This is a genomic window from Alteromonas sp. ABV4_515 (assembly GCF_056160345.1).
In genome coordinates this window covers 175,843-201,016 of record NZ_JBSWWZ010000001.1, presented here as the reverse complement: position 1 = coordinate 201,016, position 25,174 = coordinate 175,843, and the positions used below count along the sequence as shown (strand labels likewise).

General features: G+C 47.5%; 26 protein-coding genes and 1 tRNA gene. 19 read left to right on the top strand and 8 right to left on the bottom strand.

Translation table 11 applies throughout. From position 1 onward, the window contains the following. Positions 1 to 35 precede the first annotated feature (35 nt). Positions 36 to 749: a dihydromonapterin reductase gene (folM, locus tag ACXAGX_RS00825; protein ID WP_474821921.1), complete on the bottom strand. Its 714-nt coding sequence runs from the start codon at positions 747 to 749 to the stop codon at positions 36 to 38. A 119-nt stretch (positions 750 to 868) separates the two neighbouring features. Here folM and folE point away from each other — a divergent pair, with 119 nt between their 5' ends. After that, positions 869 to 1,555, top strand: a complete 687-nt coding sequence (folE, locus tag ACXAGX_RS00820; protein ID WP_070123188.1) for a GTP cyclohydrolase I FolE — start codon at positions 869 to 871, stop codon at positions 1,553 to 1,555. 81 nt (positions 1,556 to 1,636) lie between these two features. On the opposite strand, the gene ACXAGX_RS00815 is transcribed toward folE, so the two are convergent. Together ACXAGX_RS00815 and ACXAGX_RS00810 are read right to left on the bottom strand one after the other, a co-directional pair. After that, positions 1,637 to 1,846, bottom strand: coding sequence for an FmdB family zinc ribbon protein (locus ACXAGX_RS00815; RefSeq protein WP_474821915.1), 210 nt, complete (start codon positions 1,844 to 1,846; stop codon positions 1,637 to 1,639). Positions 1,847 to 2,128: 282 nt separating this feature from the next. Continuing rightward, a complete protein-coding gene (locus ACXAGX_RS00810) occupies positions 2,129 to 4,087 on the bottom strand; it encodes an alpha-amylase family protein (RefSeq protein WP_474835986.1) in 1,959 nt (652 codons plus the stop codon). Positions 4,088 to 4,408: 321 nt separating this feature from the next. Here ACXAGX_RS00810 and ACXAGX_RS00805 point away from each other — a divergent pair, with 321 nt between their 5' ends. Beyond that, positions 4,409 to 5,629: an MFS transporter gene (locus ACXAGX_RS00805; protein WP_474836803.1), complete on the top strand. Its 1,221-nt coding sequence runs from the start codon at positions 4,409 to 4,411 to the stop codon at positions 5,627 to 5,629. Continuing rightward, entirely contained in the window at positions 5,616 to 6,500 is an 885-nt protein-coding gene (locus ACXAGX_RS00800) for an ROK family protein (protein ID WP_474821909.1), read from the top strand. The genes ACXAGX_RS00805 and ACXAGX_RS00800 overlap by 14 nt, the downstream gene beginning before the upstream one ends. A gap of 20 nt (positions 6,501 to 6,520) precedes the next feature. On the opposite strand, the gene gloA2 is transcribed toward ACXAGX_RS00800, so the two are convergent. Beyond that, positions 6,521 to 6,907, bottom strand: coding sequence for an SMU1112c/YaeR family gloxylase I-like metalloprotein (gene gloA2 / locus ACXAGX_RS00795; RefSeq protein ID WP_474821906.1), 387 nt, complete (start codon positions 6,905 to 6,907; stop codon positions 6,521 to 6,523). Between the two features lie 8 nt (positions 6,908 to 6,915). Beyond that, positions 6,916 to 7,866: an aldo/keto reductase gene (locus ACXAGX_RS00790; RefSeq protein ID WP_474822452.1), complete on the bottom strand. Its 951-nt coding sequence runs from the start codon at positions 7,864 to 7,866 to the stop codon at positions 6,916 to 6,918. Positions 7,867 to 8,032: 166 nt separating this feature from the next. Here ACXAGX_RS00790 and ACXAGX_RS00785 point away from each other — a divergent pair, with 166 nt between their 5' ends. From ACXAGX_RS00785 to nusG, 11 genes are all read left to right on the top strand, one after another. Beyond that, positions 8,033 to 8,551 carry a lipocalin family protein gene (locus tag ACXAGX_RS00785; RefSeq protein ID WP_474821903.1) on the top strand — a complete coding sequence of 173 codons (519 nt, stop codon included), beginning with the start codon at positions 8,033 to 8,035 and terminating at the stop codon, positions 8,549 to 8,551. An 83-nt stretch (positions 8,552 to 8,634) separates the two neighbouring features. After that, positions 8,635 to 9,180 carry a PhnA domain-containing protein gene (locus tag ACXAGX_RS00780; protein ID WP_070123214.1) on the top strand — a complete coding sequence of 182 codons (546 nt, stop codon included), beginning with the start codon at positions 8,635 to 8,637 and terminating at the stop codon, positions 9,178 to 9,180. Between the two features lie 110 nt (positions 9,181 to 9,290). Then, positions 9,291 to 10,334: a dihydroorotase gene (gene pyrC / locus ACXAGX_RS00775; RefSeq protein ID WP_474821899.1), complete on the top strand. Its 1,044-nt coding sequence runs from the start codon at positions 9,291 to 9,293 to the stop codon at positions 10,332 to 10,334. Further along, positions 10,307 to 11,881 (top strand): substrate-binding periplasmic protein, encoded by a 1,575-nt coding sequence (locus tag ACXAGX_RS00770; RefSeq protein ID WP_474821896.1) that lies wholly within the window; start codon positions 10,307 to 10,309, stop codon positions 11,879 to 11,881. The genes pyrC and ACXAGX_RS00770 overlap by 28 nt, the downstream gene beginning before the upstream one ends. Further along, the gene (gene dbpA, locus ACXAGX_RS00765; RefSeq protein ID WP_474821893.1) at positions 11,878 to 13,257 is read left to right on the top strand and encodes an ATP-dependent RNA helicase DbpA; all 1,380 of its coding nucleotides are present in this window, start codon (positions 11,878 to 11,880) and stop codon (positions 13,255 to 13,257) included. The genes ACXAGX_RS00770 and dbpA overlap by 4 nt, the downstream gene beginning before the upstream one ends. A 12-nt stretch (positions 13,258 to 13,269) precedes the next feature. Beyond that, on the top strand, positions 13,270 to 13,674 hold the full coding sequence (locus ACXAGX_RS00760; RefSeq protein WP_474821889.1) for an ACT domain-containing protein: 405 nt from the start codon (positions 13,270 to 13,272) through the stop codon (positions 13,672 to 13,674). A gap of 105 nt (positions 13,675 to 13,779) precedes the next feature. Beyond that, the gene (locus ACXAGX_RS00755; protein ID WP_474821885.1) at positions 13,780 to 14,394 is read left to right on the top strand and encodes an RraA family protein; all 615 of its coding nucleotides are present in this window, start codon (positions 13,780 to 13,782) and stop codon (positions 14,392 to 14,394) included. 15 nt (positions 14,395 to 14,409) lie between these two features. Beyond that, positions 14,410 to 16,251 carry an ABC transporter ATP-binding protein gene (locus tag ACXAGX_RS00750; RefSeq protein ID WP_474835984.1) on the top strand — a complete coding sequence of 614 codons (1,842 nt, stop codon included), beginning with the start codon at positions 14,410 to 14,412 and terminating at the stop codon, positions 16,249 to 16,251. 161 nt (positions 16,252 to 16,412) lie between these two features. Next, positions 16,413 to 16,489 (top strand) — tRNA-Trp (locus ACXAGX_RS00745). A gap of 60 nt (positions 16,490 to 16,549) precedes the next feature. Continuing rightward, positions 16,550 to 16,927 carry a preprotein translocase subunit SecE gene (secE, locus tag ACXAGX_RS00740; protein WP_070123200.1) on the top strand — a complete coding sequence of 126 codons (378 nt, stop codon included), beginning with the start codon at positions 16,550 to 16,552 and terminating at the stop codon, positions 16,925 to 16,927. An 85-nt stretch (positions 16,928 to 17,012) separates the two neighbouring features. Further along, positions 17,013 to 17,540: a transcription termination/antitermination protein NusG gene (gene nusG / locus ACXAGX_RS00735; protein ID WP_070123215.1), complete on the top strand. Its 528-nt coding sequence runs from the start codon at positions 17,013 to 17,015 to the stop codon at positions 17,538 to 17,540. A 65-nt stretch (positions 17,541 to 17,605) separates the two neighbouring features. On the opposite strand, the gene ACXAGX_RS00730 is transcribed toward nusG, so the two are convergent. From ACXAGX_RS00730 to ACXAGX_RS00720, 3 genes are read right to left on the bottom strand one after another with little or no spacing between them, the layout of a single operon-like run. After that, complete coding sequence (locus ACXAGX_RS00730) at positions 17,606 to 17,803, bottom strand: hypothetical protein (protein ID WP_474821875.1); 198 nt, start codon at positions 17,801 to 17,803, stop codon at positions 17,606 to 17,608. Between the two features lie 27 nt (positions 17,804 to 17,830). Beyond that, the gene (locus ACXAGX_RS00725) at positions 17,831 to 17,995 is read right to left on the bottom strand and encodes a hypothetical protein (protein ID WP_474821871.1); all 165 of its coding nucleotides are present in this window, start codon (positions 17,993 to 17,995) and stop codon (positions 17,831 to 17,833) included. Positions 17,996 to 17,998: 3 nt separating this feature from the next. Then, the gene (locus ACXAGX_RS00720) at positions 17,999 to 18,172 is read right to left on the bottom strand and encodes a hypothetical protein (RefSeq protein WP_474821868.1); all 174 of its coding nucleotides are present in this window, start codon (positions 18,170 to 18,172) and stop codon (positions 17,999 to 18,001) included. A gap of 249 nt (positions 18,173 to 18,421) precedes the next feature. On the opposite strand from ACXAGX_RS00720, the gene rplK reads away from it, so the two are divergent. From rplK to rpoB, 5 genes are all read left to right on the top strand, one after another. Next, a complete protein-coding gene (gene rplK / locus ACXAGX_RS00715) occupies positions 18,422 to 18,850 on the top strand; it encodes a 50S ribosomal protein L11 (protein ID WP_070123202.1) in 429 nt (142 codons plus the stop codon). A 4-nt stretch (positions 18,851 to 18,854) separates the two neighbouring features. Further along, positions 18,855 to 19,550: a 50S ribosomal protein L1 gene (gene rplA, locus ACXAGX_RS00710; protein WP_070123203.1), complete on the top strand. Its 696-nt coding sequence runs from the start codon at positions 18,855 to 18,857 to the stop codon at positions 19,548 to 19,550. Positions 19,551 to 19,865: 315 nt separating this feature from the next. Then, a complete protein-coding gene (rplJ, locus tag ACXAGX_RS00705; protein ID WP_119502617.1) occupies positions 19,866 to 20,384 on the top strand; it encodes a 50S ribosomal protein L10 in 519 nt (172 codons plus the stop codon). 56 nt (positions 20,385 to 20,440) lie between these two features. After that, positions 20,441 to 20,815 carry a 50S ribosomal protein L7/L12 gene (gene rplL, locus ACXAGX_RS00700; protein ID WP_474821856.1) on the top strand — a complete coding sequence of 125 codons (375 nt, stop codon included), beginning with the start codon at positions 20,441 to 20,443 and terminating at the stop codon, positions 20,813 to 20,815. Positions 20,816 to 21,098: 283 nt separating this feature from the next. After that, positions 21,099 to 25,127, top strand: a complete 4,029-nt coding sequence (gene rpoB / locus ACXAGX_RS00695) for a DNA-directed RNA polymerase subunit beta (protein WP_474822441.1) — start codon at positions 21,099 to 21,101, stop codon at positions 25,125 to 25,127. The last annotated feature ends 47 nt before the right edge of the window (positions 25,128 to 25,174 follow it).

Below are 25,174 nucleotides of genomic sequence, written 5' to 3'. Positions count from 1 at the left end.
AGTGTTTTCGGCAACCAAAACAAATGACGTTGAAATCAGTTGAATTTAAGATGGCGCCCGCCGTTTACATGTAAGGTTTCTCCGGTAACGTACGTGCTGTTAAGCAGATAGTTCACCGCATCAACGGCCGCTACCGCGCCAGGCTCAGTTTGCATCAGCGATTTACTCAGTGCTTTTTCCTTGTAAGCGGCATCGTCGCCGTCGTTAAACATCAACAGGGCTGGGGCGATGGTATTAACTTTTACATGGGGCGCTAGCATTTGCGCAAAAGACAGCGTGAGATTATGCAGCGCGGCTTTGCTGGCGGCATAGGCTAGGTGCTTCTCGCTGCCGACAGACTGAACAAAGTCGGTGATATGAATAATGTCTGCCGCTTCCTGCTGAGTATTGAGTAACGCTTTTAAGCCCATATTCATTAAATAGGGCGTTTTCGCATGTACTTGCATCATACTGTCAAAAAGACTGGCGTAGTCATTGGTGTTTTTTTCAGAGCTCCATTCCGACGCATTGTGAATGATGGCGCGTAAGCCCGTTGTGTGCTTTTTCACCGCTTTAATGCATTCCGCTATGCCCTGGTCGGTGCTAAAATCCGCGCAAATTGCCACTGCCCCGGCTTTTTCAAGCTGTGCTATTGAGGCTTTATGGGTGCGGTATGTTACAATTACAGGATAATTGTTGCTCAGCAGGTTTTCTGCCAGAGCTAAGCCAACACGCTGGGAAGCGCCGGTGATGAGCACTGGATTAGGCAAATCGAACTCCTTGGGTGATTAAATGTCCAATATGAAACATTTGTCATCTAATGAATTTAAGTGGTCTGTAATTATAGCCTTTACGTTAAATCTCAATCAGGCTATTTCGGAAATTGTTAATGTTATCAAATGAAGCAGTGGTAGTACGTGATGCACTTGAACCTGGATTGTCGGCTTCGGCGATCATGGTAAGAAAGGCACTTGAAGATAAAGGTCTGGAAACGCCAATGGTGCGTAACGGCTTATCTGATGATGAAAAACGCGCACGGATAGAAGCCGCTATGACTGACATTATGGATACGTTAGGCCTCGACCGCGCAGACGACAGCCTGGCTGATACCCCAGCACGTATTGCCAAAATGTACGTGAATGAAATTTTCAGTGGCCTGGACTACCGTAACTTTCCTAAAATTACGGTTATCGAAAACAAGATGCAGCTTAATCAGCCGGTTCAGGTTTCGGATATTAGTTTAACGAGCACCTGTGAACATCACTTTGTCACTATTGATGGCACAGCAACGGTTTCTTATATTCCAAAGGATACGGTAATTGGGCTATCAAAACTGAATCGCCTTGTCGGTTTCTTTGCACAGCGCCCTCAGGTTCAGGAGCGTTTAACACAGCAGGTGTTGGTCGCTATTCAAACCCTTGCGGGAACCGAAGATGTAGCCGTGACGATTAATGCTACGCACTATTGCGTAAAAGCGCGGGGTATTCGGGATACGAATTCCTATACGCGCACATCAGCGCTTGGTGGTCAGTTCCTCACCGACCCACTACTGAGACAAGATTTCTTCCGCAACTAGTTGAAAATAAATATTAAAAAAGCCTGATTCTTGAGTCAGGCTTTTTTTTGCTGATTGATTCGAGAAAATGAAGAAGAAAGCTTATCTGTAAGCAATTTCAGAAGAGGCTAAGGATACAATCAAATTGATTTTTTCGCCGATACCGTCGGCAGGGACAATTTCTAACCTGGAGTCACATTTCGCACACTGGGTATATTTTTCCTGATACATCTCGCGGAGTGTATCTAATTGAAGCGCGTTGATATGACCACAGTGCGGGCAGAGATATTCTTGCTCGTGGGTAGCATTCATAATAATTCCTTAATCGTAGATGATAATCCGATTTCTAATCCGTGAAATCGTTACTGCAAAATGTGTGACAACATGCAGTACCGCTCAGTATCCTGGTGCTGTTTATCATTTTGCAAACTGCATCCGTCTTGTTTGACGGCTTTAACAAACGATAAAAAGCGGCATGTGGGCAAGTATAGCGCAATTACAGAATTGTAAAGAACCATTCACCACAAATTTTCAATTCATTACGATAAAATGCAGCGAAAGTTTCGTTTGTGGAAAAAATAACCGAAACTGACGCTATTTAGCGTCAGTTATCCACCAGGAAAGTTGATAAGGTTCAAGGGTGAGTGTGTTTTCATTGCCGGTGAGCTGACCGTCAGACAGCAAATCCTTTTTCGCACGACGTTGAACCGTCGTCAGAATGTCTCCGCTTATATTCTGTTGTTGTTCACTGAAGTTACAAAGGCCAAGTAGCTTTTCACCCGCGCGGTTGTAACGAACAAATCCAAAACAATGCACATTCCCTGTATCCAGAATCTGGGTATTGGCATCACCAAAAATGGCATTTTGCTTTCTTATGGCCAGCATATTAGTGAGGCCATTAAAAACAGTGCGCTGGCAGGCATGTCGTAAATCAGCCGGATCGGCTTTTTGGTTCAGCACGTTAGCTATTTGCTCGTTGGTTACCGCAATACGATTTACCCAGCGATCATCATGCTTTTTACTCGGGTCCTCGCGATAGCTGTAGTCATTCAACAAACCTAACTCGTCGCTGGAATAAAGCAGTGGAATGCCGCCAATGGAGAATGTGATGCCATAGAGTAAAAGCATGCGTTTAATCGCCAACTCTATTTCAGCAGGGTCAAGAATGATCAGTGCTTTTTCAAGCCCACACAACGAGGCCAGTGAGCCACATACGCGGCAGTCTCCATTGGATGGGTTTTCTGCAAATGGCACGCCGCTGGCGAAAGAGCCGTCGAAGCGCCCAGTAAAGAACTGATTAAGGAAGAACCGGTGATCATGTGGATTCATGGCGAGTTCGTGGGCGACACCGTCATCAAATGTCCAGCCAATGTCATCATGGCAGCGAACGTAGTTCACCCAGGTAGTATTTTGCGGAATACTGAAACTCTTTTTAAGCGAGCGGGTGAGCAGGCGGGTTTTCCGCGTTGCCAGCGAATTCCACAACAATGCCATAAGTAATGGGTTGTAAGACAATTGGCACTCGTCTTTATGAATATACTTGAGTACCTCATCGGGATGAACGATGGCTTCTGATTTGAAGACAACGGCAGGCGCAACGATTTGCAGACAAGCATTGAACGCTTGAATTAAGCGGTGTGCATTTGGCTGGTTTTCGCAGTCAGTGCCAAGATCTTTCCAGATAAATGCCAGGGCATCTAAGCGTAAACCGGCACAACCGATATTGGCGAGGAATAGCATTTCACCCACAATGGCATTAAAAACAGCTGGGTTGCTGTAATTCAAATCCCACTGGAAGCTATTAAAGGTCGTCCACACCCACTTTTGCATCGTTTCATTAAAGGTGAAACTACCACGGCGTACTTGCGGAAAAATTTCGCGAAGATGTTGCTCGTAGAGGTCAGGCACCGTGCGGTCATCAAACAGATAGTAGAAATTCTGGTAATTTTTCTCACCATCCAACGCGGCTTTGGCCCACGGGTGCTCATCTGACGTATGGTTAAATACAAAGTCCAGCACCAAGTCGATGCCTTCATCAAGCAGTGCCGTCGACAGGGCTTCCAATTCCTTCATGGTACCCAGCGAAGGGTTAACTTTACGATAATCAGATACCGCGTAGCCGCCATCACTGTCACCTTCCGGAGAAGCATACAATGGCATGAGGTGAACATACGTTACCCCCAGAGCTTTGAAGTACGGGATTTTTTGATGCAGATCTTTAAGAGTGGGGCCGATTAAGTCCACATAGCATGCCATGCCGACTTGTTCTTCGCTGCGATACCACAGAGGATTTTTTTCCTTTGCGGTATCTTGCTGCTTTAATTTCGCCTTGCGGCTCTTAGTGCCGTCGCGAAGCAACTCGACCAGTTTTTGCAAATGATAATAGCAGTCAAACTGATGGCCGTAGACAGTCGTATAGCGCTCGAATAATGCAGGAAAGTGTTGCTCTAGGCGTTTTAGAAACAGCGCGCTGTCGCGCTTACTCAGCATAGACAGGTCGAGGGACTCTACTATTCTTTCTAAACACTGTTTGCTGTCTGCGGCGTAATTCATTTTCAACTCCCGGACGAAACAGTATCGAATTAGACTTGCTTCGTTCACATAAAATTCACAACGATGTTTACAGATTTAACCATGTCTGTTACTTTATCTTAAACGATTAAGTTGTTTTTGCAAAATTTTATAAATGCCTTTTTGCTCAGTAGCTACAGGTTGTGCAGAGCGATAGGGTTTGTGACAAAGAAATAATGCGTGCTAATTGTTTCTTATGTGATGATAAAACTATGTTAATGGGTCGGCGGCTCGACCAATTATTTCAGAGGCGGCAGTATGCAGCAATCTAACAGTCAATTTATACGCTGGTTAACTTATCTGATGTTCATGATGTTTGCGATGACATCTGATTCAGTGGGTGAAATTATAAAAGAAGTGAAAGTTGCCTTTGAAGTAACTAACGCGCAGGCCAGTCTGATGCATTCTCTGCCCATGCTTGGCATTGCACTGTCCGGATTATTGCTCGGATTCCTGGCTGACAGGTTAGGGCGAAAGACCACCATCGTTATTGGTTTGAGTGTTTTTGGGCTGGCATGCTACAGCTTTTTTATGGCCAACAATTTTGTGTTTATTGTTAGCCTGATGACCTTATCCGGTATCGCTGTGGGTATATTCAAGACCGGCGCCCTGGCACTTATTGGTGATATCTCTGGTTCAACTAAGCAACACACCGCAACGATGAACGGTGCTGAAGCATTTTTTGGCGTCGGCGCTATTATCGGCCCCCTTATTGTGGCTTACCTTATCCATAAAGGCGTGCCTTGGCAGTATCTCTATATTATTGCTGGTGGTATTTGTACCTTGCTCATTGTTGTTGCTGTATGGGTGAAGTATCCCACTTATCAACCTTCTGCCCACAACAACGGCGAAAAGGTTACCGTGCGTCAGAGTTTGGCGCTGGTCAAAAACCCTTACGCACTGGGCTTCTCTGTTGGCGCGTTTTTGTATGTTGCCGCTGAAAGTGCAATTTATGTGTGGATGCCAAGTTATCTGGTGTGCGATGCCACTTCATTGAAAGCGACCTACGACTGTTACAGTGACGGTGCAGCCCGTACGTTAGCCATTTATTCAGTGACTGCGTTCTTTATTCTTAGAGCTGCCGGACGTTTTGTCGGTATTTGGATGATGGCGCATTTCAATTGGGCGCTGGTGTTACTGTTATTCAGTGGTGCCATTCTGGTTTGCTTTGTTGGCGGTCTGGTTGGCGGCAAACAAGTGGCATTGTATCTCTTCCCATTGACCGGCATCTTTATGTCAGTCATTTATCCCACGTTTAATTCAAAAGGTATTAGTTGCTTCCCTCGTCACCAACATGGGTCGGTGGCGGGCGTCATCCTGTTTTTCACTGCCGCCGGTGCCGCTGCTGGGCCGTTCATCATGGGCGTAGTGAGTGATGCAATGGGTGGCGATGCGAAGTATGGTTTTATCGTTGCTACAGGTTTCGCTTCGCTACTGTTTGTCGGATTATTATTTAATTATCTTCGTAACCCCACGCAGCAAAGGCTGCAACAAATTGAGGCGAGTGACTATGGCACTGCGTGATCCGTTTTATGCTGTCATCGAAGCCGGTGGTACAAAATTTAATTGTGCGATTGTCGATGAAAATCGGAACATTGTTGAAGAACTACGAGTCCCCACCACCACGCCGGCCGAGACCCTTTCGGCCTGCGTGGACTTCTTCAAGCATCAAAAAACACTTGGAAGAGATTTCAGTGAAATGGGCATCGCCAGTTTTGGTCCGCTGGATCTAAAATCCGATTCGACCTATTGGGGCTACATAACCAAAACGCCAAAACCGAACTGGAGCTTTACATCCGTGGCACCCTATCTAGGTGACGCCCTTGGATGTCGGGTTGCCATTGATACCGATGTGAACGCGGCAGCGATGGCAGAGCATCGTTGGGGGGCCGGTCAAAACGCCAATGTGGTGATTTATGTCACTGTAGGGACCGGCGTCGGCGGCGGTGTCGTCATTAACGGCAAACCGCTACATGGTTTGGTTCACCCGGAAATCGGCCACTTTAAGGTCATTCCGCCGGCAGGCATCGAAGGGGTTTGCCCGTTCCATGGTAACTGTGTTGAAGGTTTAGCGTCTGGCGCCGCATTAGGTAAAATCTGGGGGCAACCGTCAGAAACCCTCGGTGATGATCATGAGGCGTGGGACAAACTCGCTGATGTACTGGCACAGCTTAGTCATAACCTACTGGTAGGTTTCAGCGCCGAAAAAATTGTATTTGGCGGCGGCGTTATGCAGAAAGACGGCATGCTGGAGAAGATCATCGCTAAAACGTCTGACAGTCTGGCTGACTACATTGTTTTTCCAGATGGAACCGGGCTGAACGATATTATTGTATTACCCGGTCTGGGCACGCGCTCAGGATTACTGGGTGCGCTGGCTTTGTTAGATAGCTAAGACGTTGACGGTGCTCACCGTCAACTTATTTCGTATAGCTCAAGAGGCAGACCGTCAGGGTCCTGAAAAAAGGTGAAGCGCTTGCCAGTGTAGGGGTCTGTGCGAATATCTTCACACTCTACATGCTTGCTTGTAAGCGTAGTCACGGCCGCATCAATATCCTGAACTCGAAAGGCCAGGTGCCTTAAGCCTTGGGCCTCCGGGCGTGAAGGGCGAGCGGGGGCGCCAGGAAATGAAAATAACTCGATTTGTGAACCGTCAGGCAGGACCAGGTCACATTTGTACGAATCTCTGGCTTCCCGATAATTCTCATCGAGAACGGTGAACCCAAGCGTTTCTGTGTAAAACGCTTTGGATGTAGGATAGTCGCTGCAAATAACAGCGACGTGGTGAAATCCATCTAACATATTTTTCCTTATGGCACATCGCTGCCGCGTGCAGATTCGAGTAAGGCATACCAATGCTCCCGGCTTAGATTTACCGAATTTGCCTGAACACAATTACGGATGCGGGTGAGATTGGTGGTGCCGATAACTGGCTGAATGTTCGCTGGATGGCGCATTAACCACCCAAGGACAATGGCTTCTGCGGAAACACCGTATTCTGCAGCCAGTTCACTCACCAAAGCTGCGGTAGCTACCTCTTCTTCAAACTCCGCTTTCCCGCCGGTAAACTTACCCTGAGCCAGACTACCCCAAGCTTGCAACTGCACATTATTCATCATGCAGTATTCCAACGTACCTGGAGCATAGCCAATTTGGCGATTGAGCGCGCTATTGGTGGTAATGCCGTCTTCCAGCCAGTCGCGGAAAGCCAAGCTCATCTCCAGTTGATTAGCGACTACCGGGGTGCCCAGCGCGCTTTGCAGATAGTTGATTTGGTGGCCATGCATATTGGATACACCAAGATGCTTAATTTTTCCGCTGGCTTGTAAATCACTGATCGCAGTGGCAACTTCATCCAGTTCCATCAGTGGATCAGGGCGGTGTAAAAGCAGTACGTCTAATTGCTCAATGTTTAAACGCTGTAAAATGTCTTCCACAGACCCCGTGATCCAGGCTGCAGAAAAGTCATAACGCTTTGGTCCTGCATCATCGGCAAAGCGGATAGCACATTTTGACTGCAGTATCATTTTGTCTCGGAGTGACGGGGTGTTTTTCAACACCTGACCAAAAGCCTGTTCAGCTTTGCCGAGGGTGTAGATGTCAGCATGGTCAAATACGGTGATGCCATTATCCAGCGCAGTTTCAATCATGTCTTCAGCCTGCTTAATGTGTGCAGCGGTCACTGGTGATGAATCCCAGTCTCCGCCTAATCCCATACACCCATAAACCAGACGGCTTGCGTCAGCGAAGTAATCTTCCAGCATAATTAATCCTGTAACCTGTTGATAGGTCAGAGTACCACGTTTTTTGACAGACGAAAGTAGCCTGCAATCGAATGTAATGGAATGGATCTTTTTTCTCATGTATCGCATATATGTGTGAGTTATTTACAACCTTTTTTGTGCATCAACCGAAATGGAGTTTTCCATGCGTTCACTGGCGCTTTTGTTTGCTTGTTTCTTCTCCTTGTCTGCGTGTACGTCGAAGCCTGACGGCGTTGAGCCGGTAGTCGACTTTGAACTGCAGCAATATCTTGGTTCCTGGTACGAAATTGTCCGCTTACCCCATTCTTTTGAAGAAGGTTTGAGTCGCGTAACGGCCTCGTACAGTTTACGTGAAGATGGCGGGGTAACCGTGGTAAATCGCGGCTTTAACCGTGAAAGTGGAAAATGGGAAGAAGCGGAAGGTAAAGCCTATTTTGTTGAAGACGCAGATACGGGCTTTTTAAAGGTGTCTTTCTTTGGGCCTTTTTACGCTAGCTATATCATTGTTGAATTGGACAAAGACTATCGCTACGCCATGGTAACCGGGCCAGACAGGGATTACCTATGGGTGCTGTCCAGAACGCCTGAATTAGATGAAGCCACGTTGAAGGAACTCGTTGGCAAAGCGGATTCACTGGGCTTTGATACCAGCAAATTAATTTATGTAGAGCAAGATCAATAGATTACTGAATTTTCTCCGCGACATGAAAAACCCTGCTACAATTGCGGCTTTTTCTACCGGAGTAAAATGTGGAAAATCGTGTGATGGATCGCGCAGGTAATACCTGCGAACTATGTGGCAGTAAAGATGTTGTTGCACTGTACGAAGTGCCTTTTTCCCCAGACAGCGAAGCCGACACACATATCGCTGCCTGCCAGGTTTGTCGCGATCAGTTAAACGGTGAAGCCGATGTAGACGTGGCTCACTGGCGCTGCCTGAATGATGCAATCTGGTCGCCTACAGCACCGGTACAGGTAATTGCCTGGCGGATGCTCAACAAGTTGAAATCAGAATCTTGGGCGCAGGATCTTTTGGATATTGCTTATCTGGAAGATAACGTTCGTGAGTGGGGTGAAGCAGGATTGGTTGATTTAAACCGTGAGCCAACCCTCGACTGCAACGGTACGCCGCTGGCTGCCGGTGATACGGTTCATCTTGTGAAAGACTTAAACGTAAAAGGTGCTACCTTTACTGCTAAGCGTGGTACGGCTGTTCGCAACATTGGCCTTAGCGACAATCCGCTGCACATCGAAGGCCGGGTAAACGGTACTCGCATCGTAATCATTGCTGCCTACACGAAAAAATCCTGATCTAACAAATCCTCAAGTTTACGCGAAAAGCCATGCCTGATTGGATGCAGCATTGTTTCTAATCAGGCATAATTGCATCAGATGTTATTTACACAGGCAAATTTTAAACGATGCAAACGCTTACCATTCGTACCCCTGATGACTGGCACCTCCATTTCCGCGATGGCGAGATGCTGGCTGAAACTGTACCCGCCACTGCACGGTGTTTCGCCCGTGCTATTGTGATGCCTAACTTAGTTCCGCCTGTGACTAACGCTGAAATGGCGATGGCATATAAGCAACGTATTGAAGCGGCTCGACCTGCCGGTAGTCAGTTTGAGCCGTTGATGACACTGTACCTGACAAACCAAACCACGCCGCAGGACATCGCCGATGCAAAAGCCGCGGGTGTTGTGGCTTGCAAACTGTATCCAGCAGGTGCCACCACCAACTCTGACGCTGCCGTAAAAGGTATCGAGGCACTTTACCCGGTATTTGAAGCCATGCAGGAACAGGGTGTCCTGTTACTTATTCATGGTGAGGTTACCGAGAACCATATTGATATCTTCGACCGTGAAAAGGTGTTTATCGACACTCATCTTCGTCCGATTGTGGATGCATTCCCGAATTTGAAAGTGGTTTTTGAGCATATCACCACAGCCGATGCGGCCGAATTTGTTATGGCGTCTGGCGACAACGTAGCAGCCACTATCACACCGCAGCACTTATTGCTGAACCGAAATGACTTGCTCGTTGGGGGCGTTCGTCCGCACAACTACTGTTTGCCTGTGTTGAAACGAAATACCCATCAAAAGGCGTTGCAGGAAGCCGTGGCAACGGGTTCACCAAAGTTCTTTTTAGGCACCGACTCTGCGCCGCACGCTAAACACCGCAAAGAAAATGCATGCGGATGTGCAGGATGCTACAGCGCATGGAGCGCCATTGAACTCTATGCAGAAATATTTGATGAGTTAGGTATTCTCGATAAGTTCGAGGGCTTTGCCAGTCTGCATGGTGCGGCGTTTTACGGTTTACCCGTAAATGAGGGCACTATTACACTGGTAAATTCTTCTTGGCAGGTACCAGAGGTGGTAACGTTAGCTGATGGCTCCGAAATGGTGCCTTTCTATGCAGGGAAGACCTTAAAATGGAAACTGGAGCAGTCTCTGGCCTGAGCCGGTTCGCCTGTTGTGTTCTGATATATTGCTGCACGGTGTTCGATGCCCGTGCAGACGCCATTTCTATCATTGTTACGCCGGTACCGGTGTTTAATGAGGTGAATGCAAATGGTGAACTTTCAGGATACACCGTCGATCTCATTCGGGGCATGCTTGAAGAAGCCGAGCTTGAAGGTCAGATCCGCCCTGAACCCCTCGCTCGAATGCTAACCGACCTTAAAAATAACCCCGCTCAATTGGGCGCGTCGCTGGTCAGAACACCTGAACGAGAAGATCAGTATTACTGGATATCGCCGGTTACGGCTATTCCCAATCATGTTTATGTGAAAGCCAATAGCCAGTTGGCTGAAACGGGCATTACCTCGCTTTCTGAATTATCGGGTGTCGCCGTTCGTCGAAATGATTACCGTCATACCTTGCTTGAACAAGCGGAAGTCGCCGATATTCTCGCGGTTAACAGTTGGGAACAAGCCATAGAATTATTACTCGCCGACAGGGTTAGTGCGCTTTTATATTCCTCTGCTGGCCTAAGGTTAATGTGTGAAAACGCACACATGGACTGTAGTGAACTGAACCCCATCTATACTCGAAGCACGGTTGTTAGTTATATCGTGCTACCCAAAGTGCCAGAGAACGCGGAACTTGCCAATGTACTTAGCGCGGCTGCGGCAAAATTCAAATCTCAACAGCAATTCGAAACGCTAACCGAAAAGGTTAATCAACAACTGGCGACATCAGGTTTGTCGGGACAATTGGAAAATGGCGTGCTTTTTGTTGTTGATAACGGTGAAGCACCAAAGAACGAACATCTTTGGGTGTTAGGAGAGTTATCAGGCGATTTCGCCAAGTTGAATTCCATTAACGAAATGGTTGGCTACAATGCTGACTTAGTTAGAAGAGTACTGGGCGAGGCCAACATCAGTGCGTCGGTATTGGCGGTACCGTGGCAACGACTGTTGCGGGAGACCCTGCATAAGCCTAATGTGTTGTCTTTTGCAGTAGCGCGAACGGCTGAGCGGGAAGAGCGCTTCCACTGGATTACCCCAATAACCCGAAACACCTATGGGCTCTTTGGACTGGGTGAGTCAGCGGGGGCAGGAATAGACCAAATACCAACAGGCAAAATCGTGGGTACCTTAAAACACGATTTTCGTGCTGAAATTGCTGCCGCCGCCAATTTGCCTACCCTTGAATATGATTCCTGGGGAGCAACCATTAGCGCCCTGTATAACGATGACGTTGATTTCGTTTTCACCTCACCCTGGACGTTAAGGGTAGGATGTCGTCAGGTTCAGTCTTCGTGTCAGGACATTTCGATGGACTATCCTTACCAGGAAGTTACTACCTGGTTAGTGCTATCTAAACCGGGCACCAGTATGGCGTTGGTGGAAAAATTAACGGCGGCAGCTAAAAAAGTAAAAAGCGAAGACAAATACGTGCAATGGGCAGAACGTTGGGTTTCAGATATCAATCTGAGAAACAACACTGCATTTTCAGTCAGGGATGGCATCATCTATCTTTACAGTAACGAACAATTAGAATGACACAATTTAACCAACTCACCGGCATTATTTCTTCTTTAAGTCAGTCGTTAGAAAGACTGGGCTTTCCTTCCATGACTCCGGTGCAGGCGGGCACATTACCTGACGCCCTGAATGGCCGCGATATTATGGCACAGGGTCAAACCGGTAGCGGAAAAACCGTCGCGTTTGCGGTGGCAACGCTTAATAAAGTAGAAGTCACCCGTTTTGCGACTCAGGTGGTGGTGTTGTGCCCAACTCGTGAGTTGGCCGCCCAGGTCGCTGAGCAATATCGCGCCGTAGGGCAGTGTATGCCTAATTTAAAAGTGCTGACGCTATGCGGTGGTGAGCCAATGGGGCCGCAAATTCAGTCGCTTAAACATGGCGCCCATGTCATTGTGGGAACGCCAGGTCGTATTCTTGATCACCTACAGAAAAAGCGTATTGATTTAAGCGAAGTGTCGTCGCGGGTGTTAGATGAAGCCGACCGCATGCTGGATATGGGCTTTTCCGATGATGTCGATGAAATTTTTTCGTATACCGCAGAGCCCGTACAAACATTGCTGTTTTCCGCTACCTGGACCGACGGCATCAAACGAATGGCAAATAAATACCTTGCCGACCCGCTCTCGTTCACTGCTAAAGCTGACATTGTGGCCAACCCCGATATCGAGCAGCAAGCGTATTCGGTAGAAGAGCATACGCGTCTTAATGCGTTAAAAGCGGTGTTAACTACCATTCAACCAACAAAAGCTATTTTGTTCTGTAATACCCGTAAAAGAGTGACAGAAGTGGTGGAAGAGTTGGCTGCCGCTGGCTTTTCCGTGGCAGGGCTGCAAGGCGAAATGGAGCAACGTGAGCGAACTGATGTACTGGCGCGTTTTGCTGCAGAGGCCCTTTCGGTGCTGGTAGGAACAGATGTTGCTGCCCGTGGTCTCGATATCAAAGAAGTCGATTGTGTGATTAATGTTGATGTGAGCGAAGATGCCGATACCCACACTCATCGAGTTGGGCGTACCGGTCGCGCGGGTGCTAAAGGCCTCGCTGTAACACTGGTCAGCGATCGTGAACAAGACCATTTCGACAAAATTGAAGCCTTTGCAGAAATTAAAATTCCGGTGAAAGGGGCGCAAAGCTTACGCTTCCATGCAAACCGTATCACAAAGCCAGTGTTTGTTTGTCTGCACGTGAATGCAGGTAAAAAAGAGAAGCTTCGTCCAGGTGACTTTCTTGGTTCGCTAGTGAAAGATGCGGACATTGCTGCTGAAGATATCGGTAAAATTCAGGTTCAAAACTCACAAAGTTTCGTGTCTGTTAAAGAGCGCAGTGCGAAACGGGCTCTGAAGTTGTTCCGGGAAGGCAGAATCAAAGGGAAGCGCGTTCGCGCACGTAAGCTTTAGCAGGTTTGTACAATGGCTATTGGTGAAACCTCTTTAGATAATCTGCTGGCTAACTTGTGTCCTGTACTGGCTGAAAATCGCTATGTGTTTGTCACTTTGCCGGACTCCCTAAGTCCATCTCTGTATGAACAAGCGCTCTGTGTATTCAAAGAAACAGAAGGAACGACCTTTATTCTTGATGCCGATTTGGCAGACCAGCTAGGCTATGCGTATGACGGTTACTATCGTCAGATCATTTGCAAAGTTCATTCGAGTCTTGAAGCGGTCGGCATGACCGCCGCAATTTCTACTCAGTTGGCAGCGCACGGCATTAGCGCCAACGTAGTTGCCGCTTACTTTCACGATCATATCTTTGTACCAGAGAAATCTGCCGAAAAAGCGGTGGCGTTAATGGAACAACTGGCCGACAACGGGTAGAAAGCGCCAGTTATAGCCGCTATTCATGAATTTTGGCAGCGGTTATTTTTCAGCCTGATATAGTGTGAGTGAGCAACTCACCCCTCAGGCTGAAAAGGAGGCTCCATGTACGATGCGTTTTTATCCGTTTCTGTGTGCGATTATGCCGATGCATTGCCACGTAGTCAGTTTATTCATTACGACATCCATTCACTTTGGCAACCTGTTCCACGCATTGCGGGGCCCGCCTTCACGGTAAAGTGTGAACCCGGCGATCACCTCATGCTTCATGCGGCAATATATCGCGCAAATCCTGGCGACATCATTGTTGCCCAAGCCGATGATATGTACGCGTTAGCGGGTGGAAATGTGTGTGCCATCGCCCAGCAGCGGGGAGTGGCAGGATTTATCATCGACGGCGTGATCCGAGACGTACAGGAAGTGCGAGAGATGGCATTTCCTGTGTTTGCGCGCGGCGTTTGCCCTAAGCCGGGCGCCAAAAAAGTGCTTTCTCCTCTTAATCAACCCATTGAATGTGGCGGCGTAACCGTGAATCCTGGTGACATTATTGTTGCTGACGAAGAGGGAATTGCGGTTATTCCACTGGCAGATGCAGCAAGCGTACTAGAGACGGCTAAAAAGAGAAATGAAAAGGATTCATCAGTATCATTAGCACAATGGCGGGATGATCATCTTGAAAAAGTGCAATCTATCCTCACTAAGCTAGGGTTCAAAGAATAACTCCCGAGCTCACCTATGTTTCAATTTTTCGAACGGCTAACTAAACCGTTCCCAGACGAAGCCCCAACGCAACCGCCGAAGGGGCTTGTTGCATTTTGCCGTTACTACTCTCAGGGGATGTGGGGCATTATTGCCATCGTGTCACTGCTGAGTGCTGTGATTGCGGCCTTGGAAGTCACGTTATTTGGGTTCTTGGGTCAACTCGTCGACTGGTTTTCTCAACATGATCGAGAGACCTTTCTGCAGGACGAATTCTGGACCCTCATGGGAATGGGATTTGTCGTAGTTTTATTGATCCCTGGCTGTATTTTGCTGCGCTCACTGTTTAACCGTCAGTCGCTGATGGGCAATTACCCCATGCGCATTCGTTGGCAGGCGCACCGCTATTTACTCGGGCAAAGTCTCAGTTTTTTCCATAACGAATTTGCTGGACGCGTCGCAACCAAAGTAATGCAAACTGCATTATCGGTACGCGAAACAGTGATGAAATTGCTCGACCTGATGGTGTACATCTGTGTGTACTTCATCTCCATGGTGGTGCTAATTTTCTCCACTGACTGGCGTTTGGCTGTACCGTTACTTATCTGGTTCGTTGTTTATTTATGTATTCTGCGTGTACTGGTGCCAAAACTGAAAGCGGTGTCTCAGGCTCAGGCTGATGCCCGAGCGGTCATGACCGGCCGGATAGTCGACAGCTACACCAACATTACAACGGTAAAACTGTTTTCTCACAGTCGTCGTGAAGCAGACTATGCAAAAGACAGCATGGACGGCTTCCTGCAGACGGTCTATCCGCAGATGCGGTTAGTAACGATTCTGGAAAATTGTGTGGAAATGGCCAACGCCATCCTCATTTTTGCCATTGGCGCGCTGTCTGTTTACCTGTGGATGCACGAGATTGTCTCTCCCGGCGATATTGCCGTAGCGATTAGTCTGGTGCTGCGCCTCAACGGTATGTCGCATTGGGTCATGTGGGAAGTCTCCTCGCTATTTGAAAACCTAGGGACGGTACAGGATGGTATGAATACCCTTGCTCAGCCGGTAGAAGTGAAAGACGCTGACAATGCCAACGCAATGACTGTAAAAGGCGGGGCCATCGACTTCGATAAGGTGAACTTCTCGTATATCGGCAGCGACGAACGCGCAATAGACGTGTTTAGAAATTTGAACATCAGCGTCAAACCCGGTGAGAAAGTCGGCCTGGTGGGACGTTCTGGTGCCGGGAAGTCCACATTGGTGAACCTGTTGATGCGCTTTTACGACACCAACAGCGGTCAGATTATTATTGACGGTCAGCCCATTCGGAGTGTGTCACAGGAAACCCTGCGCGAAAAAATCAGTATGGTGACGCAGGACACCTCGCTAATGCATCGTTCGGTGCGCGATAACATCATTTATGGTCGGACAGACGCCACAGAGGAAGAGGTGATTGCCGCAGCAAAGCAGGCTGAAGCCCATGAATTTATTCTGACGTTATCAGACAGCCAAGGGCGTACCGGCTACGATGCCCATGTGGGTGAACGAGGAGTGAAACTCTCTGGCGGTCAGCGCCAACGTATCGCTATTGCCCGTGTTCTGCTGAAAGATGCTCCAATTTTGATTCTTGATGAAGCGACCTCGGCACTGGATTCAGAAGTAGAAGCCGCTATTCAGGATTGTTTAAATTCTGTCATGGAAAATAAGACTGTGCTGGCCATTGCTCATCGGTTATCTACCATCGCACAAATGGATCGTTTGCTGGTGCTGGATAAGGGTGAAATTATAGAGGCTGGTACTCATACAGAACTGGTTGAAAAAAATGGTATTTACGCAAAATTATGGGCACACCAAACCGGCGGGTTTATTGGTGTTGAATAACGAAATGGAATACCTATTACAGCAGATGTGACTGGTTAGCTTGTATCTGTGGACGGGATGGGTATAATACGCGTCCCTCCCTTGCGAATCCGCGATTTTCCTTAAAGAAACGCCAAATATTCACAAGGGTAGTGCAACTGAAATTTGTCTGTACTGACAACAGGGGTGTAGTTCGAATTGGTAGAACAGCGGTCTCCAAAACCGATGGTTGGGGGTTCGAGTCCCTCCACCCCTGCCAGAATTTAACTTTGTGAGCATCTCGCAAAGACTGATGTCGCAGTATTGCTAGGATCGTGAAATGAGCGAAAAAACGGAAAGTACGTCCAATCCGTTGGACATGATGAAATGGCTGGTTATCTTTGCATTGCTGGCTGGTCTGATTGCTGCAAACCACATGTACGGTGAGGTTTCGGTATTGGTGCGTGCACTAGTTGCTGTGGCGGTAGTGGTTGTAGCAGGCTTTATTGCGGCAACAACAGTGAAGGGTAGCGCGTTTCTGACCTTCGCCAAAGAATCACGTATGGAAGTACGTAAAGTTATCTGGCCAACACGCCAGGAAACAAACCAGACTACACTTATCGTTATGGCCGCAACCCTCATCATGGCACTTCTGCTGTGGGGACTGGACGGCATCATCGTTCGTTTAGTTGGCTTCATTACCGGAATTGGAATGTAATATGTCTGAAGAAAATCAAACACCAGAAGAAAATCAGGCAGCAGCAGAAACCGCTGCGCCAGAGAAAGAAACATCTGAAAACAAGATGCGCTGGTACGTGGTACAGGCGTATTCACAGTACGAGTCTCGTGTTAAGAAAACACTGCTTGAATACATCAAGATGCACGAGATGGAAAAATTCTTTGGCCAGGTATTGGTACCTACTGAAGAAGTTGTTGAAATGCGCGCAGGGCAGAAACGTAAGTCTGAGCGTAAATTCTACCCAGGTTACGTATTGGTAGAAATGGAAATGAACGAACAGTCATGGCACTTAGTGAAAAGTGTACCGCGTGTACTGGGCTTCATTGGTGGTACGTCTGACCGTCCTATGCCTATCACTAAGCGTGAAGCAGACGCGATTCTTAACCGTCTGGAAGAGAATACTGACAAGCCAAGACCAAAAACATTGTTCGAACCAGGCGAAGTGGTTCGTGTTACCGACGGTCCTTTCGCAGACTTCAACGGCGTTGTCGAAGAAGTGGATTACGAAAAGAGCCGCGTGAAAGTATCAGTATTGATTTTCGGCCGTTCTACGCCGGTAGATTTGGAATTCGGTCAGGTCGAAAAAGGCTAATCGAAGTTTTCCAAGCAAAATTGAAAAACCCAGCTCAGGCTGGGTTTTTGTTTTAAAGGCACTGATTAGATTTCGCTTGTCTCTGTTTTAGGCTTCGATAGGCGAAGGTAAATACTCAGGCTAACAGCAACGTTTGCAATCACGAAAGCATAGATATAATGGATAATCGCTTCACTATGCGTCGCGCCCTGAAAGCGCTGATAGAGGCCGTCCAACATTTCAAAGACAGCATAACCAAGCAAAATAAAAATCAGTTTTTTCATATTGAACCTAATAAACTTTTTACTAAATTAATCTTCAATAACGACTTCAGCTATATCATCAACAACGCCGTTACCAATCATTACGTTTCTGTAAAAATACCCGAATGCGTAACCTACAGCGTAACCTATATCTTCCCAAGTATCGGCTGCACCAGATACTTGAGATATTTGTTCTTCAGTAATCTGATACATGATTTAATCCCTTTCGTTTACGCCATCATAAAATCCAGAACCAAGACCTTCTCCAAACGATCGAGCTGCATCAATAGCCCCAACGTATGTAAGAATACCTAAACCTACCTCTACCGCGAAAGGCAATACAAAGCCGCCGCTAATCTCGTGAACTTCATCATTTGATAAAACTTTCATACTTAATATCCTTATCTTATTGAGTTGCCCATTATTGAGCGATTAAATTGTGCCCACGTTTGTCAGTGATGAGTACTGAACTGATGGACGTTATTTTTTATCGCGCATAGCGACTTTTTTACACTGCAGGGTTGTGTTATCCGAACATTTGTTGTACATTACGCGCCCTTCGAAACCGAACGGGAAGCCGATTGAGTAAATATTCTCGAGTATTTACGAGGCGTTATACCCACTAACGAGAGCATTAAAATGGCTAAGAAAGTAACTGGCTTAATTAAGCTTCAGGTTGCAGCTGGCGCTGCTAACCCTTCTCCACCAGTTGGTCCTGCACTGGGTCAGCATGGTGTGAACATCATGGAATTCTGTAAGGCTTTCAACGCAAAAACTGAAAGTCTTGAGAAAGGCGCTCCGGTACCAGTAGAAATTACTGTATACGAAGACCGTTCTTTCACATTCGAAACCAAAACTCCTCCCGCGTCTTACCTGCTGAAAAAAGCAGCTGGCATCAAGAGTGGTTCTGGCCGTCCTAACACTGAGAAAGTTGGTACTGTTACTCGCGCTCAATTGGAAGAAATTGCCAAGACTAAAGAGCCTGATCTGACTGCTGCTTCTCTGGACGCTGCTGTACGCACTATCGCGGGTTCTGCTCGCGCCATGGGTCTGAACGTAGAGGGTTAATCGAATGGCTAAATTGACTAAACGCGCTCGCCTGATCCGCGAGAAAGTAGACGCGACTAAAGATTACGATTTCAACGAAGCCGTTGCTCTGCTGAAAGAACTGGCTACTGCTAAGTTCGCAGAAAGCGTAGACGTTGCTATCAACTTGGGTATCGATGCGAAGAAATCTGACCAAAACGTACGTGGTGCAACTGTACTGCCTAACGGTACTGGTAAAGACGTTCGCGTTGCAGTATTCACTCAAGGTGCAAATGCTGAAGCTGCTAAAGAAGCAGGTGCGGACATCGTAGGTATGGACGACCTGGCTGAGAAAGTTAAAGCTGGGGAGATGGACTTTGACGTAGTAGTTGCTAGCCCTGACGCAATGCGCGTTGTTGGCCAACTGGGTCAAATCTTAGGTCCACGTGGCCTGATGCCTAACCCTAAAACTGGCACTGTAACGCCTGACGTTGCAACTGCAGTTAAGAATGCTAAAGCTGGTCAGGTTCGCTACCGTAACGATAAGAACGGTATCATCCACGCTAGCATCGGCAAGATTGCTTTCGAAGCTAACCAGATTCAAGAGAACCTGGAAGCCCTTCTGGAAGCACTGAAGAAAGCTAAGCCTTCTTCAGCTAAAGGCCTGTACATCAAGAAGGTAAGCCTGAGCACCACTATGGGCGCTGGCGTATCTGTTGATAAAGGTACTGTAGGTCTTTAAGACTTTTTACAGATGGCATAGCCCGTCTGTCTCTTAAAGGTTATGGGTTGGAGCTGTTGTATATCGCCAAAAGCGAATAACGATGGCTCCCGTCCAAGACCGCAGGCGCTAAGCGGCAAAAGAGGTAAGAGAACTTTTGCACCAACGCTTAACTTAATACAACAGCCTGCGCAGACGGTGGTTTCGACTCAGACTCTCTGGGATAACGAACACCGTAGAGCGGTACAACTACTTTACGTAGAAGTATCAATCTGTGAACACTGATGAACGGAATGGGAAACCTGAACAGACATCAGATTTTATGAGGTGAACTCAGTGGCACTAGGTTTAGCAGCAAAAAAAGAGATCGTAGCAGAAGTTTCTGAAGTTGCGTCTCGCGCTCTATCCGTAGCCGTTGCTGAATACCGTGGGATGGAAGTTGCAGAACTGACTGACCTGCGTGTTAAAGCCCGTGAGCAAGGCGTATACCTGAAGGTTGTACGTAACACTCTGGCTAAGCGTGCATTGGCAGACAGCAATTTTGCAGATATGGAAAGCGCCTTAACTGGCCCGCTTATCTATGGTTTCTCTATCGACGCACCGGGCGGTGCGGCACGTCTTTTCAAAGACTTCGGTAAGACTAACGATAAGCTGAAAGTTACTGCACTTTCGATTGGTAGTGGTTTACTTGGTCCAGAAAAACTGGACGCAGTAGCAGCCCTGCCTACCCGCGACGAAGCGCTTGCAAGACTTCTTGCGACCTTCAAAGCACCAGTTGGCAAGTTCGTTCAAACTATCAACGAAGTTCCTGCCAAATTTGTGCGTGTATTGGCGGCGGTCAAAGACACCAAGTAATTGGCGTTTTTGGCATATTGATTTTTTTAACTATTTAATCCCGGGAGTTTAGAGAAATGGCTCTGACTAAAGAAGATATCTTAAACGCGATCGCTGAAATGCCAGTAATGGAACTGGTTGAACTGATCGAAGCAGCTGAAGAAAAATTCAACGTATCTGCGGCTGCTGTTGCAGTTGCTGGTCCAGCTGCTGGCGGCGAAGCTGCTGCTGCAGAAGAAAAGACTGAGTTTGACGTTGTAATGACTTCATTCGGCGCAAACAAAGTTGCAGTAATCAAAGCAGTTCGCGGCGCGACTGGCTTAGGTCTGAAAGAAGCTAAGGAACTGGTAGAATCAGCTCCTAAAGCTATCAAAGAAGGCGTAGCTAAAGACGAAGCTGAAGCACTGAAGAAAGAGCTTGAAGAAGCTGGTGCAGAAGTAGAAGTTAAGTAATCTAATTTGTTTAGATTACCTGCCTGAAACGGCAAGGCTGGTGGTTAATATTGACCACCAGCCTTTTTGCGCTGTAGGGTGTACAGTTTTTAACCCTTTACTGTAACCACCAAAAGCACATCGGGATAAAAATAATTCGGCAGAAAACCAAAGTCTTAACTAACTATTTGGTTAAATTTTGGTGTATGCTATGCAATTACCCCGAAAAAGGGTCGTGGAAGTTTGTTGTCTGGTGAAGTTTCAGACAGCAGGTTGGGTCAAAAATCAGCAGGCTGAGGAACCCATGGTTTACTCTTATAGCGAAAAGAAACGTATCCGTAAGGATTTTGGCAAACACCCACAGGTATTGGAAATTCCATACCTCCTTTCAATTCAGCTAGATTCATTCAAAAAATTTATTGAAATCGATGCAGATGGTCAGTACGGACTGGAAGCTGCTTTCCGTTCTGTGTTCCCAATTAAAAGCTACTCTGGCAGTTCAGAGCTGCAGTATGTGAGCTACCGCCTTGGCGAACCGGTCTTCGATGTTAAAGAATGTCAGATTCGCGGCGTCACGTATTCGGCACCATTAAGAGTAAAATTGCGTTTAGTACTGTTCGATAAAGATGCTGCACCGGGTACGGTGAAAGACATCAAAGAACAGGAAGTTTACATGGGCGAAATCCCACTGATGACAGAGAACGGTACGTTCGTCATCAATGGTACCGAGCGTGTAATCGTATCTCAGTTACACCGTTCACCTGGTGTATTCTACGATCACGACAAAGGTAAGACTCACTCTTCCGGTAAAGTACTGTATAACGCACGTGTTATTCCTTACCGTGGTTCATGGTTAGATTTCGAATTCGATCCGAAGGATAACCTGTTCGTACGTATTGACCGTCGTCGTAAGCTGCCTGCAACGATTATCTTACGCGCACTGGAAATGACTACCGAAGAGATCCTTGATCTGTTCTTCGAGAAAGTACAAATCCGTATTCAGGACAACAAACTGTTAATGGAAGTTGTGCCTGATCGTCTGCGTGGTGAAACTGCACAGTTCGACATCATCGGTAAAGACGGTGAAGTTATCGTAGAAACAGGTCGTCGTGTGTCTGCACGTCATACTCGCGCGCTGGAAAAAGCAGGCATTACAGAACTAGAAGTTCCTGCTGAATACCTGATCGGTCGTGTATATGGTCGCACCTACGTTAACGAAGAAACCGGTGAAGTACTGGTAAGCGCTAACGATGAAGTGACACTGGAAACTATGGCTGAATTAAGCCAGGCCGGTATCAAAGAATTCGAAACGCTGTACATTAACGAACTGGATCACGGTTCTTATATCTCAGATACGCTGCGTATCGACAGCTCAACAAATCGCCTGGAAGCATTGGTAGAAATCTACCGCATGATGCGTCCTGGTGAACCACCAACAAAAGATGCTGCCGAAACGTTGTTCGACAACTTGTTCTTCTCTGAAGATCGTTACGACCTGTCATCTGTTGGTCGTATGAAGTTTAACCGTCGTTTAGGTCGTGAAGAGTTAGTTGGTTCCGGTACACTGGACAAAGACGATATCGTTTCTGTAATGAAACAACTTATCCTTATCCGTGACGGTAAAGATGAAGTAGATGATATCGATCACCTGGGTAACCGTCGTATCCGTTCTGTTGGTGAAATGGCCGAGAACCAGTTCCGTGTAGGTCTGGTACGTGTTGAGCGTGCTGTTAAAGAGCGTCTGTCTCTGGGCGACCTCGATAACGTAATGCCTCAGGACCTGATCAACGCGAAGCCTATCTCTGCAGCAGTTAAAGAGTTCTTCGGTTCTTCTCAGCTGTCTCAGTTTATGGACCAGAACAACCCGCTGTCAGAAGTTACGCACAAGCGTCGTATTTCTGCATTAGGCCCGGGTGGTCTGACTCGTGAGCGTGCAGGCTTTGAGGTTCGAGACGTACACCCGACGCACTACGGTCGTCTGTGTCCAATCGAAACCCCTGAAGGTCCGAACATCGGTCTGATCAACTCATTGGCGAGCTTTGCCCGTACCAATGACTTCGGTTTCTTAGAAACACCTTTCCGTCGTATCGAAGACGGTGTTATCACTGACGAAATCGATTATCTGTCAGCCATCGAAGAAGGCCAGTTCAAAATCGCACAGGCAAACGTTGCTTGTGATGAGAACGGTGCCCTGATCGACGACCTGATCCCTTCACGTCACCGTGGTGAAACTACGCTGATGCCGAAGGAAGAAATTAAATATATGGACGTGTCGCCTCAGCAGATCGTTTCTGTTGCTGCGAGCATCATCCCGTTCCTGGAACACGATGACGCCAACCGTGCATTGATGGGTGCGAACATGCAACGTCAGGCAGTACCAACTCTGCGTGCTGATAAGCCGCTGGTAGGTACCGGTATGGAGAAAACCGTAGCGGTTGACTCTGGTGTAACTGTTGTTGCTAAGCGTGGTGGTATGGTTGATTACGTTGACGCAAGCCGTATCGTAATCAAGGTAGATGAAGACGAAATGCTTCCAGGTGAAGCAGGTATCGATATCTACAACCTGACTAAGTACACCCGTTCTAACCAGAACACCTGTATTAACCAGAAGCCTACCTGTAACGTTGGTGACCCAATCGTTGCTGGTGATGTACTGGCTGATGGTCCTTCTACAGACTTAGGTGAATTGGCACTTGGTCAGAACATGCGTATCGCGTTCATGCCTTGGAATGGTTACAACTTCGAAGACTCGATTCTGATTTCAGAGCGTGTTGCTCAGGAAGACCGTTTCACTACTATCCACATTCAGGAACTGAGCTGTATTGCTCGTGACACCAAGCTGGGTCCAGAAGAGATTTCTTCTGATATTCCTAACGTGGGTGAAGCTGCACTGAGCAAGCTGGATGAATCCGGCGTTGTTTATATCGGTGCGGAAGTGAAAGGCGGTGATATCCTGGTTGGTAAGGTAACACCAAAAGGTGAAACCCAGCTGACACCAGAAGAGAAACTGCTGCGTGCAATCTTCGGCGAGAAGGCGTCTGATGTTAAAGATACGTCTCTGCGCGTACCTAACTCTGTACACGGTACCGTTATCGACGTTCAGGTATTTACTCGTGACGGCGTTGAGAAAGACAAACGCGCTCTGGAAATTGAAGACATGCAGTTACGTCAGGTTAAGAAAGACCTGTCTGACGAATTCAATATCCTGGCCGACGGTATCTTCTCTCGTGCACGTAACCTGCTGCTGAATGCCGGTGTTGACGAAGCGCGTCTGGATTCTATGCCTCGTGAGAAGTGGCTGGAAATTCCGCTGTCTAACGAAGATTCACAGCTGGAACTGGACCAAATCGCAGAACAGCACATCGAAATCAAGTCTGACTTCGATAAGAAGTTCGAGAACAAGCGTCGTAAGATCACCCAAGGTGACGACCTTGCTCCTGGCGTACTGAAAATTGTTAAGGTTTATCTGGCGGTTAAACGTCACATCCAGCCTGGTGATAAAATGGCTGGTCGTCACGGTAACAAAGGTGTTATTTCAACCGTAATCCCTGTTGAAGATATGCCTTACGATGTTAACGGTACGCCGGTAGACATCGTTCTGAACCCGCTGGGTGTACCGTCGCGGATGAACATCGGTCAGATCCTTGAGACTCACCTTGGTATGGCTGCACATGGTCTGGGCGTGAAAATCGACCGCATGATCAAAGAGCAGCAGGAACTTGCCAAGATGCGTGACTTCCTGAAAGAGGTTTACACCTTAGGTGAGAACCACCAGGAAGTGGATATCGACAGCTTCACTGATGACGAAGTACTTCGCCTGGCAGAGAACCTGCGTAAAGGTGTTCCGGTTGCGACACCAGTATTCTCTGGCGCGAAGGAAGCAGAAATTAAAGCAATGTTGAAACTGGCTGACCTGCCAGAAAGCGGACAGATTCAAATGTTCGATGGCCGTACTGGTCGCGAATTCGAACGTCCGGTAACGGTAGGTTACATGTACATGCTGAAACTGAACCACTTAGTAGACGACAAGATGCACGCGCGTTCTACTGGTTCTTACAGCCTGGTTACACAGCAGCCTCTGGGTGGTAAAGCACAGTTCGGTGGTCAGCGCTTCGGTGAGATGGAAGTGTGGGCACTGGAAGCATACGGTGCGGCATATACCCTGCAGGAAATGCTTACTGTTAAGTCGGATGACGTTAACGGTCGTACCAAAATGTACAAGAACATTGTTGATGGCGATCACAGAATGGAGCCGGGCATGCCTGAATCCTTCAACGTATTGCTTAAAGAAATTCGTTCACTCGGTATCAACATCGAGCTGGAAGAAAAGTAATACGGCTAACGCCATAGTATGATTTGATGGCCCGGTTCGCCGGGCTA